Raw genomic sequence first — 11,821 nt, 5'->3', positions numbered from 1 at the left:
CCGGTCAGCCGCCCAGGCGCTGGAACTCGTTGCGCGGGTCCGCGCCGGTGCTGAACCAGCCCCGGAACGTCTCGACCAGGTGCGCGGTGATCTGCGACTTCTGGGTTTCGCCCCTGGCGCGACGGGCCTTCATTTCCTGGCCCGCGAAGGCAGGCAGCGCCGCCTCGATGAACTTCGGCCCGAACAGCACCTCGCCGGTGCGGGCATCACGGATCTGGGCGTTGAATTCGATGTTGTGGACGCCCGCGTTCGACAGCCGGTTCTCCGCCTCGAAGGTGAGCGCGTGGAAACGGACGAGCGTGATGTCGATCACGACCGGCTGGCCGCCCTTGAGGTCACGCCCCGCGACGCGCGCCGCGTTGGCGATGATGGCCGCGACCTGTGCCTTGCGGTCGCCCTCCGGATCCTCGCGCCAGACGATGTCGGCATTGGGGAAGATTGATTTCTTTTCGGAAACAACAAGTGCGTCAGGCACGGTCACATTGACGTCCGCCAGACGCCAGCCCCGCGACACTTCCGCCGCGACGGGGGCATCGTAGCGGGTGTAGAACGACGGCGCACACCCGGCCAGAAAAAGGGCCGAAGCGACCACGGCGCCGCGAATGAAAATGCTCTTAAGGGTCACTTGATGCTCCAAAGCAGGGGGTCATTCGCGCCGTTTATACGACCAAAGCAGGCGAAAGTTGGACGGATTTCGCAAAAAACGGGTGCGATTGTTGAAAATGCCACAGATGCATGCATGCTCACGCTTCTGTGAGGGGGCAGCCGTTCCACGCCCCCGCGCGCGCCTTTCGCGGAGCCTGCCATGCCACGCCTACTGACCGCGCTGATCGCCCTTCTCGCCTTCACCTCGGGCGGGCTTTCGGCGCAGACCTACCCCGACTACACGAGCCTGTTCGTAAACGATCTGGCCGGGGTGATCGACGCCGAAGCGGAGGCGCGGTTAGCGGAGCGTCTGTCCAGCCTGCGAGAGGAAACCGGGGTGGAGGCGACGGTGCTGACGCTCTCCTCGCGCGCGCCCTACGCCGCGGGCGAAACCCTGGAGGATTTCGCCACCGGCCTGTTCAACCATTGGGGCATTGGTCTGGCGGAGCGCAACGACGGCATCCTGATCCTGGTCGTGACCGGGGAACGGGAGATGCGCGTTGAACTCGGCTCCGGCTACAGCCAGGACTACGACACCATCGCGCAGGACATCGTCACGCGCGTCTTCCTGCCGCCGTTCCGGTCGGGCGATTATGCCGCCGGGATCGAGGCTGGGACCGCCGAACTCGACGACCGTATCGCCCGGCGCCGCGCGGCCAATCTGGCCCCCCTGCCCCTTGAGGCCAAGCCGGAGGAGGCAGGCGGGCTGGTGGCGCTGGCGGCGGCGGCGCTGGTCGGCCTTGCGCTGTTCCGCCGGCGCCTTGGCGACATGGTGCAGCGGTTCCGCCGCTGTCCGTCCTGCGGTCGCACGGGCCTGCGCCGCGCCCGCCAGACCATTCGCCCCGCGACGACTGCCACACCGGGGCTGGAGCGGGTGCGCACCGACTGCCCCGCCTGCGGCTGGCACAGCGAACGCGACGACCGCATATCGCGCATCCGCCATCGCGGCGGCGGATCCTCGGGCGGGTCGTTCGGGGGCGGCCGCTCCTCTGGCGGAGGGGTGAGCGGTCGGTGGTAGGGGTCGTCCGGGCGGAGGTGGGGAAGTCCCCCGCCCGGCCGCCGCGCGTCAGAACCTCAGGCCGACATTGACGCTGGCAGTGGTCGCGCGCAGGTCCGAACCGGTGCCGTCGAAATCGCTGAAGCGGTTGGTCAGCAACTCGCCGCCGACCGTCCAGCGGTCGTTCAGGGCGTAGTCGAGGCCGATACCGGCATACCAGCCGTTATCGCTGAGGTCGGCACCGCCTACCGAGGCATCGGCCCGCGCAGCACCTGCCGTTGCATAGACCAGCGTGCGGCCCAGGTCGCGGCCCGCGCGGACGCCCAGGCGCGCGATGGAGTCGAGCGAGTCGCCGCCCGTGCCCAGGTCGATGTTGGCGCCGTCATAGTTGCCGGCGACGCCCACGACCCAGTCGCCCAGGTCCCAGTCATAGCCGCCGCCGATCCCGTACATCAGCCCGTCGCCGTCGGCGGGATCGGTCACGTCGCCATAGCCCAGGCGTCCGGTGACGTAGCCGCCGGTCCAGTCCGCGCCTGTCGCGACCGGCACCGCAGGCTGGATCACCGGCTCCGGCACGGGTTCGGCAAGTCCGCCCGCAAGGCTCGGGGCGGCCATGGCGACCGAGGCCGCAAGGGCAAGATAGCTGATGGTCTTCATCGTGTTCTCCTGTCTCGTCAGTCTGCGGGCGGCACGAAAAGGGACCGGCCGCCACGTCCGGTGCCCCTCACCTGTGCCTGCCGGAAAGCTTTGCCAATGCCCCCTGCCTGTGAGCCGCGAAAACCGGCCGAACCCTGCCGCGGCTCAGCCGGATCGTGCCGATCACGCGGCCGTGACGGCGAAGTTCCGCCCGTCTGGACAGGATCGGTCGGCGGGATTAGTCTCTGTTTTTGAACATTCGTTCATTTCAGGGGGGCACATGCAGCTTGCGGGAAGATCGGCCATCGTCACCGGCGGCGCCTCGGGGCTTGGCGCCGCGACCGCGCGGGCGCTTGCCGCGGCGGGCGCGCGCGTCACGCTTTTCGACCGCGACGCCGCCGCGGGCGCGACCCTTGCGGACGAGATTGGCGCCCGTTTTGCCCCGGTCGACGTGACCGACGAGGCATCGGTCGCCCAAGGGGTCGCGGCGGCGAAGGATTTCGGCGGCGGCGCCCTCCATGTCCTCGTCAACTGCGCGGGCATCGCTACTGGCGAGCGCACGGTCGGGCGCGAGGGGCCGCACGCGCTCGCCTCCTTCCGGCGCACCATCGACATCAACCTGACCGGCAGCTTCAACACGCTGCGCCTTGCCGCGGCCGAGATGGCTCGCAACGCGGAGGCCGAGAAGGGCGTGATCGTCAATACCGCCTCGATCGCGGCCTTCGACGGGCAGAAGGGGCAAGCCGCCTATGCCGCCTCCAAGGGCGGGATCGTCGCGATGACGCTGCCGCTGGCCCGCGACCTCGCCAGCCTCGGCATCCGCGTCTGCGCCATCGCGCCGGGCATCTTCGCGACGCCGATGATGCAGGGCCTGCCGCAGGAGGTGCAGGAGAGCCTTGCCGCCGAGGTCACCTTTCCCCGCCGCCTTGGCGACCCGGCCGAATACGCGGCGCTTGCGCGCTTCATCATCGAATGCGGCTACCTGAACGGCGAGGTCATCCGCCTCGACGGCGCGCTGAGGATGCGCTGATGGCGCGCCGGAACCGCGTCACGCCCGAGGGCGAGATCGTCGCGGACCCCGCGCGCGGGCTTCTGACCGGCAATCGCGGCATCCTCTGCGATGCGGGCGCGACGCTGCGCTGGCCCTATCGGCACAAGGCGTGGATCTGCTGCGTCCTCGACTGGAAGGGGAACCGGCAGCCGCTGGCCTCGGCCCACCGCTGGACGCCGCTCTTCTTCCTCGACGAGGCGGTGGCACTGGCCGCCGGCCACCGTCCCTGCGGCTATTGCCGGCGTGACGACTACAACCGTTTCCGCGCCGCCTGGGCCGGCGCGGGGCTCGGCGCCGACCCGCGCGCGGGGGACATCGACCGGGCGCTGCATGCCGCTCGCATCTGCCCGCGGAACCAGGCCAAGATCACCTTCACCGCCCCCTGGCCCGACCTTCCCGACGGCGCCTTCGTGCGCCTGCCAGAAGGCCCCGCGCTGGTCCTTGGCGACCGCCTTCTGCCCTGGAGCCCGGAGGGCTACGCACCCGCCCTGCCCCGGCCTGCGGCCGGCGAGGTCGAGGTGCTGACCCCGCGCCCGACCGTCGCGGTCATCGCGGCGGGATATGCGCCCGCGCTGCACCCTTCCGCCGGGGCCATGTCGCATTTGCGCTAGCCGCCCGCCCCGCCGCCGCGTGACACTCGCGCCAGGGAGGGGCCGATGACCGACTACGCCACGCTGATCGACGAGGAGACCTGGGCCTTCATCCGCAAGACCCAAGGCAGCTACCCCGACGACACCACCCATTTCACCATCGCCGACCAGCGCCGCGTCTATGACGCGATGTGCGCCACCTTCCGCAGGCCGCATCCCCCCGGCGTGACCGCCACGTACCGTCACTTCGCGGGCGTCCCCTGCCGGGTCTACGAGGTGGCGCCAGGCACCCTGACGGTGATGTATTTCCACGGCGGCGGCTTTGTCGTCGGCGGGCTCGACAGCCACGACGACGTCTGCGCCGAGATCTGCGCCGCGACCGACCATCGCGTCGTCTCGGCCGACTATCGGCTCGCGCCGGAGCATCTCCACCCCGCCGCGTTCGAGGATTGCCGCGACGCCACCCGGGCGGCGCATGCGGCCTTCGGCGGCCGTCTGCTGCTGGCAGGCGACAGCGCCGGCGCGAACCTTGCCGCGGCAGTCGCGCATGACGCGCGGGGGTCGGGCCTGCCGATCCTCGGGCAGGTGCTGATCTACGGCGCGTTTTCCGAAATGATCGGCACCACCGGCAGCTATGCCACCCACGCCGAGGCGCCGATGCTGACGCGCGCCGATGTCGAGTTCTACCGCGACATCCGTATGCCGGCGGGGAAGACCGCCGCCGGCGATCCGACCGCCGCGCCGTTGGCCGATACCGACTTTTCCGGCCTGCCGCCGACCTTCCTTCTGGCGGCCGAATGCGACCCGCTGGCCGACGACAGCCCCGCCTATGCGGAGCGCATCGCTGCCGCGGGCGGACGCGCGCACTGCGTCATCGCCCCGGGCCTCGTCCACGGCTTCCTGCGCGCGCGCCACATGTCCGCCCGTGCGAAGGCCGCGTTTCGCCAGATCACCGATGCCGTCGCGGCGCTTGGCCGGGGCGAGTTTCCCTGGCCCGAAACCCGATGAGCAACGCGCCCGACCCGCGCCCCACGCCGCAGGCGCGCTGGACCGACATTCCCATGGTGGGGATCGTCGCGGTGGGCATCTCGACCGTCTTTTTCGGCCTGGTCCCCTTCTTCGCCCGCAGCCTGACCGAGGCGGGCATCGCGCCACCGGCGATCGCCTTCTTCCGCTACATGTTCCCCGCCATCGCCTTCCTGCCCTTCCTGAAGATCCGCGGCGAACTGGGCCGGGCGAGCCTCTGGGGCTATTTCTCGGGCCTGGCCGTGGGCCTGGGCTGGGTCGGCTATGTCAAGGCGCTGGCGCTGATGCCGGTCTCGGCGGCGGGTGTCCTCTACATGACCTATCCGATGTTCACGCTGCTGATCGGCTGGCTGATCTTCTCCGACCGGCCGGGGCTGCGCGCCGCCGCCGGGGGCGGGATGATCCTGCTGGCGGCGGTGCTGGCCGCGCGCGGAACCGGCGCAGGGGGCGCCGTGCCGCTGCTCGCCATCCTCTTCGCGCTCTCCGCGCCGCTGGCCTTCGGCATCTCGATCAACGTTCTGGCGCGCAAGCTCCATGTCCTGCCGCCGGTGTCGCGCATGGGCATCTTCGCCATCGGCTCGGCCACGGGCCTCGTCCCGCTGATCCTGACCTACCCGGTCGAGGCGGTGCTGCCCGCGACGGCGGAGCAATGGACGCTGGCGCTGGCGCTTGGCACCTTTTCGGCGCTGATCCCGCAGCTTCTCTACACCGTCTTCGTGCCGAAGATCGGGGGCGCCAAGGCGGCGGCCCTGGGCAGCATCGAACTGCCCACCATGTTCGCCGTCGGCTGGTTCGCCTTCGGCGAGGGGCTGGGCCTGCCCGAGATCCTCGCGGGCGCGCTGGTCTTGACCGCGATCCTGATCACGCCGACGCAGCGGCCGCTGCCCTCGGTCACGGCAAGCCTGGCCGCCCCGCCGCGCCGGCGCTGGTTCGGGCCGAAGGGCTAGCGCAGGAAGGGCGCGGCCGTCATCGTCGCGGGCACCGGAACGCCAAGGCGGCCGAGGATCGTCGGCGCCAGCGCCAGCTGGTCCAGAACCACCTCGGGCGCCGGGCCTTCGGCCGGGCCGAAGTAGTAGAAGGCGAAATCGCGCTGGTCCGGCCCCGTTCCGCCGTGGTGGCCGCGCGCGTCCTGCCCGTGGTCGGCGGTCACGATCACCTCATACCCCGCGCGGCGCCAGCGGTCGACGAAGGGCGCCAGCGTCGCGTCCATCGCGAAACAGGCGTGATCCATCGCCTCGCAATCGTGGTAGAAGCGGTGCCCCATGCTGTCGAGCGTGCAGGTGTGCAGGATGCCGTAGTCGATCCCCTTGACCTCGGCCAGCCGGGTCAGCGTGCCGAACAGGTCGTAGTCGGCGGGCGTCATCTGGTTGTCGTGGCCATAGCCCTTCATCGTGTGGAAGCGGCCGTGGGTGATCGGCCCCCCGGGTTCGTCATACTCGATGTCGCGGACCACGTCGAAAGGGGCGCGGTTGAAGAACTCCGACCAGTAGCTGTGCGTCACCGCGCCGGTCTTCAGCCCCGCCTTCGTGGCCTCGGAGAAGATGTCGGGAAACTCCAGCCGGCGGATGTCGGCGTTGTCCCAGATCCGGTGCACCTGCGGCAAAAGCCCGGTGTGGATCGAGGCATAGCAGGAGGCGGAGGTCGACGGCAGGACCGACCGCATCCGCCAGACCCGCGCCTCCCCGGCCTCGACCCAGCCTTCGAGGTTGCCGAAAAGCCGGCGCCAGTTGGCATAGGGAACCCCATCGAGGATGATGAGGAGCAGTTTGTTCTGGCTCAATTTCCGGCACTTTCCATCTTGCGGTGGGCCAACACATGCTCCAGCCAGCCGAGTTTCATTTCCGGCACCGACGACAGCAGAAGGTCGGTGTAGTCGTCGAATGGCGGGGTCAGCACGTCGGTCTTGCCGCCGTAGCGCTGGACCGCGCCCTGATACATGACCGCGATCGAATCCGCGATCGACTTCACCGTGGCAAGGTCGTGGGTGATGAAGAGATAGGCCACCCCCTCGATCTGTTGGAGGTTCAGGAGCAGCCGCAGGATCCCCGCCGCCACCAGCGGGTCGAGCGCCGATGTCACCTCGTCGCAGATGATCAGCCGGGGCTTCGCCGCCAGCGCGCGGGCGATGCAGACGCGCTGCTTCTGCCCGCCCGACAGTTCGGCCGGATAGCGGTCGATGAAGCCCTTGCCCATCTCGATCTCGTCGAGAAGTTCCTGCACGCGCTTGCGCTTCGCCTCACCCTTCAGGCCGAAGTAGAATTCGAGCGGGCGGCCGATGATCGTGCCCACCGTGTGGCGCGGGTTCATCGCCACGTCGGCCATCTGGTAGATCATCTGCAATTCGCGCAGATCGTCGGGCCGGCGGTCCTTCAGCGCCGGTGACAGTTCGCGCCCGGCGAAGGTGATGCGCCCCTTCGCGGGCGGCAGAAGCCCGGTGATCGCGCGGGCCAGAGTCGACTTGCCCGACCCGCTTTCGCCCACCACCGCCAGAGTCTGGCCAGGGTGAAGCTCCACGCTCACGTTCTTCAGCACGTCGAAGTGGGTGCCCTTGTAGCGCGCGGTCACGTTCTCGATCTTCAGGATCGGCTCTGCCGTCGGCTTCTTTTCCTCGTGCGCGATGGCGTGGACCGAGACCAGCGCGCGGGTGTAGTCCTCCTGCGGGGCCTCGATGATCTGGGCGACGGGGCCGTATTCCACCGTCTTGCCGTGGCGCAGCACCATGATCTCGTCCGACACCTGCGCCACCACGGCAAGGTCGTGCGTGATGTAGAGCGCGGCAACGCCGGTGGCGTGGATCGCCTCCTTGATCGCGGCCAGGACGTCGATCTGCGTGGTCACGTCCAGCGCGGTCGTCGGTTCGTCGAAGACCACCAGATCGGGTTCGGGGCACAGCGCCATCGCCGTCATCGCCCGCTGCAACTGCCCGCCCGACACCTGATGCGGATAGCGGTTGCCGAACGTGTCCGGGTTCGGCAGGCCAAGTTTCCTGAACAGCGTCACCGCGCGCTTTTCCGCCTCGGCCCGCGTCGCCAGACCATGCATCAGCGTGGTTTCGATCACCTGCTCCATGATCCGCTTGGCCGGGTTGAAGGCCGCCGCCGCCGATTGCGCGACATAGGTCACTTCCTGCCCGCGCAGGGCGCGCAGGCCCGCCGCCCCCTCCTTCAGGATGTCGCGGCCGTTGACGAAGACCTCGCCCCCGGTGATGCGCACGCCGCCGCGGCCGTAGGCCATGGACGACAGCCCGATCGTGGACTTGCCGGCCCCGCTTTCGCCGATCAGGCCCAGCACCTTGCCCTTCTCCAGCGTGAAGGACACGCCGTGCACGATCTCGATCTTCTGCGGCGGCTCGCCGGGCGGATAGACCGTCGCGCCGATCTTGAGGTTGCGGACGTCCAGCAGAATGTCAGGCACCGCGGCCCCCTTTCAGCGAGGTGGTGCGGTTCAGGATCCAGTCCGCAACCAGGTTGACCGAGATGGCCAGCGCCGCGATGGCGATGGCGGGCACGAGTGCGGCCGAGACGCCGTAGACCAGCCCTTCCTTGTTCTCCTTCACCATGCCGCCCCAGTCGGCCAGGGGCGGCTGCACGCCGAGGCCCAGGAAGGACAGGGTGGAGATGAAAAGGACCGCGAAGATGAAGCGAAGGCCCAGTTCGGCGACCAGGGGCGACAGCGCGTTGGGCAGGATCTCCCTCAGCACGATCCACTTCGTCCCCTCGCCCCTCAGCCGCGCCGCCTCGACATAGTCCATCACCACGATATCGACCGCGACCGCGCGGGCCAGGCGATAGACGCGGGTGGAATCGAGAAGCCCGATGACGATGATCAGGACCGGCAGCGTCACCTGCATCACCGACAGGATGACGAGCGCGAGGATGAGAGAGGGCAGCGACATGAAGAGGTCGACCAGCCGCGACATCACCTGATCGACCCAGCCGCCGACGACCGCGGCGGTAAAGCCGAGGATCGAGCCGGTGGTGAAGCTGACGATGGTCGCCGCGGTGGCAAGGAAGATGGTGATCTGGCAGCCGTAGATCATCCGGCTGAGCAGGTCGCGCCCGATGTTGTCGGTGCCGAGCAGGTACTGCGATGGCTCCGCCGACCAGAACGGGTTTTCCCAGACATCGCCGATGGTCTCGTTCAGCCCGTAGGGCGCCAGCAGGTTGGCGAAGATGGCGGTCAGGAAGAAGGCCGCGGTCAGGACAAGACCGATCAGGGCCGAAAGGGGGATGCGGCTCATTTCGGGTGCCTCAGTCTCGGGTTGGCGAGGATGGAGATGACGTCGGCCAGGATGTTCAGCCCGATGTAGACCGCGGCGAAGATCAGCCCGCAGGCCTGCACCACCGGCAGGTCACGCTTGGTGACATGATCGACCAGGTACTGCCCCATGCCGGGATAGACGAAGACGACCTCCACCACGACGACGCCGACGACGAGGTAGGCGAGGTTCAGCATCACCACGTTGACGACCGGCGCGATGGCATTCGGGAAGGCATGGCGGGCGATGATGACGAAGGGGCGCAGGCCCTTCAGTTCCGCCGTCTCGATATAGGCCGACTGCATCACGTTCAGGATCGCCGCGCGCGTCATCCGCATCATGTGCGCCAGCACCACCAGCACCAGCACCATCACCGGCAGCGCGATGGCGCTCAGCTTCTCGCCAAGGCTCATGCCCGCATAGATCGTGGAGATGGGCGAAAAGATGCGGAATTCGACGGTGAAGAGATACATGAGCAGGTAGCCCGCCACGAACTCCGGTAGTGAGATGGTGGAAAGCGTGATCCCCGAGATCAGCTTGTCCGGCCAGCGGTTGCGGTAGCGCACCGCGATCAGGCCGAGGACGATGGCCAGCGGCACCGAGAAGAGCGCGGCCCAGAAGGCGAGGAAGAGCGTGTTGCCCAGCCGCTCTCCGATGGCCTTGGAGATGTCCTGCCCGTTGGTCAGCGCAGTGCCGAGGTCGCCATGGAGTGCGCCGAACAGCCAGTTGAAATAGCGCGTCAGCGCCGGTTCGTTCAGCCCCAGTTCCTCGCGCAGGTTGCGTAGCGCGGTTTCCGTGGCCGACTGGCCGAGGATCGACTGCGCGACGTCGCCGGGCAGAAGTTCCACCCCGATGAAAATCAGCGCCGATGCGGCCAAGAGCAGGAGCAGGCCCAGCGAAAGTCGCTGGGCCACCAGTTTCAGGATCGGATGCATGCCAACCGCCTCAGGCCAGCCAGCACTTGACGTGTGCCCGGCCGTTCATCAGTTCGCCGTTCGGATCGGCCTCCCAGCCCGCGATTGCGTCGCTGACGCCTTCGACGAAGTCGTTGAACATCGGGCAGATCAGACCGCCCTCGTCGCGCAGGATATGTGCCATCTCCGAATACATCGCCTTGCGCTTGGCGGTGTCGAGTTCGGCCCGCGCCGCGATCAGGATGCTGTCAAACTTGTCGTTGTAGAACTTGGTGTCGTTCCATTCCGCCGAGGAAAGATAGGCGGTGGAATACATCTGGTCCTGCACCGGCCGCCCGCCCCAGTAGGAGGCGCTGAAGGGCTGCACGTTCCAGACGTTCGACCAGTAGCCGTCATCCGGCTCGCGCTTGATCTCGAGCGGGATGCCCGCCGCGGCCGCCGACTGCTGGAACAGCTGCGCCGCCTCGACCGCTCCGGGGAAGGCGCCGGACGCGGTGCGCAGGATGATCGGGCTGCCGTCGTGACCCGACTTCTTGTAGAAGAAGGCCGCCTGTTCGGGATCGTATTCGCGCTGCGGGATCGTGTCGTCGAACAGCGGATAGGCGGAGTTGATCGGGAAGTCGTTGCCGACCGAACCAAGCCCGCCCAGGATCTTTTCCACCATCTCCTGCCGGTTGATGGCCAGCTTCAGCGCCATCCGCAGGTCATTGTTGTCGAACGGCGCGGCGGTGCAATGCATGATGAAGACGTAATGCCCGCGGCCGGCGACGTTCTTGACCTGGATGCCCGGCGCGTTCTTCAGAAGCTGGAAGACCTTGGGATCGACCCGGTTGATCATGTGGACCTGCCCCGCCTGAAGGGCGGCCACCCGTGCGGTGGTGTCGTTGATGACAAGGATCTCGGTCTGGTCCGCATGCGCGATCCGGTCATCCCAGTAGTTCGCGTGCCGCTCGAAGCCGTGACGCACGCCGGGTTCGTTCACGACGACCTTGTAGGGCCCCGCGCCGATGCCCGCGGTCGGGTCGTCCCGGCCGCCGTCCGGCTGGATGATCAGGTGATAGTCGCCCATCAGGTAGGGCAGGTCCGCGTTCGGCGACACCAGCGTGACGGTGAACTTGTCGCCCTCGGCCGACATCGATTCGATGCCCTGCACGATGCCGAGCGCGCCTGACTGCGACTTCTCGTCCGAATGCCGCTGCATCGTCGCCAGCACGTCCTCGGCGGTGACGGTCTTGCCGTTGTGGAACTCCACCCCCTGACGGATCTTGAAGGTCCATGTCTTCGCATCGGGGCTGGAGGAGATCTCCTCGGCCAGGCGCAGCTCGATGTTGCCGGCCGGATCGACGTCGGTCAGCATCTCGCCCCAGGTCATGTTGACCATGAACGGCACTTCCGATGCCGCGAGCGCCGGGTCGAGCGTGTTGGTGCTCTCGCCGCCCTGCATGCCGACGCGGATCATGCCGCCCTTCTTCGGCTCCTCGGCCCGCACCGCGCCAGCCAGAAGCGTGTTGGCCATCGCCGCCGACATGCCGAGTGCGCCCGCACGGCCCAGGAACGCGCGCCGACTGTGCTTGCCCTGCGCGGTTCGCGCCAGAAGGTACTTGAGTTCCCCGTCCATCAGATTCTCCCCTGCGTGATCTTTTTGTGGTTGGTATTGGGTAACAAGAGCCTCGCAATAATCAAATAAAATACCCGGCACCCACG

Annotated in this window: 12 protein-coding genes; 5 read left to right on the top strand and 7 right to left on the bottom strand. The window is 68.0% G+C overall.

The window, feature by feature from the left end:
• Positions 1 to 4 precede the first annotated feature (4 nt).
• Complete coding sequence (locus N5I32_RS04120) at positions 5 to 625, bottom strand: DUF6778 family protein (protein WP_261494123.1); 621 nt, start codon at positions 623 to 625, stop codon at positions 5 to 7.
• Positions 626 to 805: 180 nt separating this feature from the next.
• Here N5I32_RS04120 and N5I32_RS04115 point away from each other — a divergent pair, with 180 nt between their 5' ends.
• The gene (locus N5I32_RS04115; RefSeq protein ID WP_261494122.1) at positions 806 to 1,663 is read left to right on the top strand and encodes a TPM domain-containing protein; all 858 of its coding nucleotides are present in this window, start codon (positions 806 to 808) and stop codon (positions 1,661 to 1,663) included.
• Between the two features lie 48 nt (positions 1,664 to 1,711).
• Here the strand turns inward: N5I32_RS04115 and N5I32_RS04110 are convergent, their stop codons facing one another.
• Complete coding sequence (locus tag N5I32_RS04110; RefSeq protein ID WP_261494121.1) at positions 1,712 to 2,299, bottom strand: outer membrane protein; 588 nt, start codon at positions 2,297 to 2,299, stop codon at positions 1,712 to 1,714.
• Positions 2,300 to 2,558: 259 nt separating this feature from the next.
• On the opposite strand from N5I32_RS04110, the gene N5I32_RS04105 reads away from it, so the two are divergent.
• From N5I32_RS04105 to N5I32_RS04090, 4 genes are read left to right on the top strand one after another with little or no spacing between them, the layout of a single operon-like run.
• Positions 2,559 to 3,308, top strand: coding sequence for an SDR family NAD(P)-dependent oxidoreductase (locus N5I32_RS04105; RefSeq protein ID WP_261494120.1), 750 nt, complete (start codon positions 2,559 to 2,561; stop codon positions 3,306 to 3,308).
• Positions 3,308 to 3,940, top strand: coding sequence for a hypothetical protein (locus N5I32_RS04100; protein ID WP_261494119.1), 633 nt, complete (start codon positions 3,308 to 3,310; stop codon positions 3,938 to 3,940). The genes N5I32_RS04105 and N5I32_RS04100 overlap by 1 nt, the downstream gene beginning before the upstream one ends.
• Positions 3,941 to 3,985: 45 nt before the next feature.
• Positions 3,986 to 4,927, top strand: a complete 942-nt coding sequence (locus N5I32_RS04095; RefSeq protein ID WP_261494118.1) for an alpha/beta hydrolase fold domain-containing protein — start codon at positions 3,986 to 3,988, stop codon at positions 4,925 to 4,927.
• Complete coding sequence (locus N5I32_RS04090; RefSeq protein WP_261494117.1) at positions 4,924 to 5,892, top strand: DMT family transporter; 969 nt, start codon at positions 4,924 to 4,926, stop codon at positions 5,890 to 5,892. Before N5I32_RS04095 ends, N5I32_RS04090 begins: the two co-directional genes overlap by 4 nt.
• On the opposite strand, the gene N5I32_RS04085 is transcribed toward N5I32_RS04090, so the two are convergent.
• From N5I32_RS04085 to N5I32_RS04065, 5 genes are read right to left on the bottom strand one after another with little or no spacing between them, the layout of a single operon-like run.
• The gene (locus N5I32_RS04085) at positions 5,889 to 6,725 is read right to left on the bottom strand and encodes an alkaline phosphatase family protein (RefSeq protein ID WP_261494116.1); all 837 of its coding nucleotides are present in this window, start codon (positions 6,723 to 6,725) and stop codon (positions 5,889 to 5,891) included. The two genes, N5I32_RS04090 and N5I32_RS04085, sit on opposite strands and share 4 nt — an antisense overlap.
• Complete coding sequence (locus N5I32_RS04080) at positions 6,722 to 8,359, bottom strand: ABC transporter ATP-binding protein (RefSeq protein WP_261494115.1); 1,638 nt, start codon at positions 8,357 to 8,359, stop codon at positions 6,722 to 6,724. Before N5I32_RS04080 ends, N5I32_RS04085 begins: the two co-directional genes overlap by 4 nt.
• On the bottom strand, positions 8,352 to 9,185 hold the full coding sequence (locus N5I32_RS04075; RefSeq protein WP_261494114.1) for an ABC transporter permease: 834 nt from the start codon (positions 9,183 to 9,185) through the stop codon (positions 8,352 to 8,354). The genes N5I32_RS04080 and N5I32_RS04075 overlap by 8 nt, the downstream gene beginning before the upstream one ends.
• Positions 9,182 to 10,138 (bottom strand): ABC transporter permease, encoded by a 957-nt coding sequence (locus N5I32_RS04070; protein ID WP_261494113.1) that lies wholly within the window; start codon positions 10,136 to 10,138, stop codon positions 9,182 to 9,184. The genes N5I32_RS04075 and N5I32_RS04070 overlap by 4 nt, the downstream gene beginning before the upstream one ends.
• A gap of 10 nt (positions 10,139 to 10,148) precedes the next feature.
• Positions 10,149 to 11,735, bottom strand: a complete 1,587-nt coding sequence (locus tag N5I32_RS04065) for an ABC transporter substrate-binding protein (protein ID WP_261494112.1) — start codon at positions 11,733 to 11,735, stop codon at positions 10,149 to 10,151.
• Positions 11,736 to 11,821 lie beyond the last annotated feature (86 nt).

This window comes from Albidovulum sediminis (genome assembly GCF_025380365.1).
GTDB classification, from domain to species: Bacteria; Pseudomonadota; Alphaproteobacteria; order Rhodobacterales; family Rhodobacteraceae; genus Albidovulum; species Albidovulum sediminis.
Note: the sequence above shows the minus strand (reverse complement) of the source record. Positions and strands in the feature narration are given on the sequence as shown.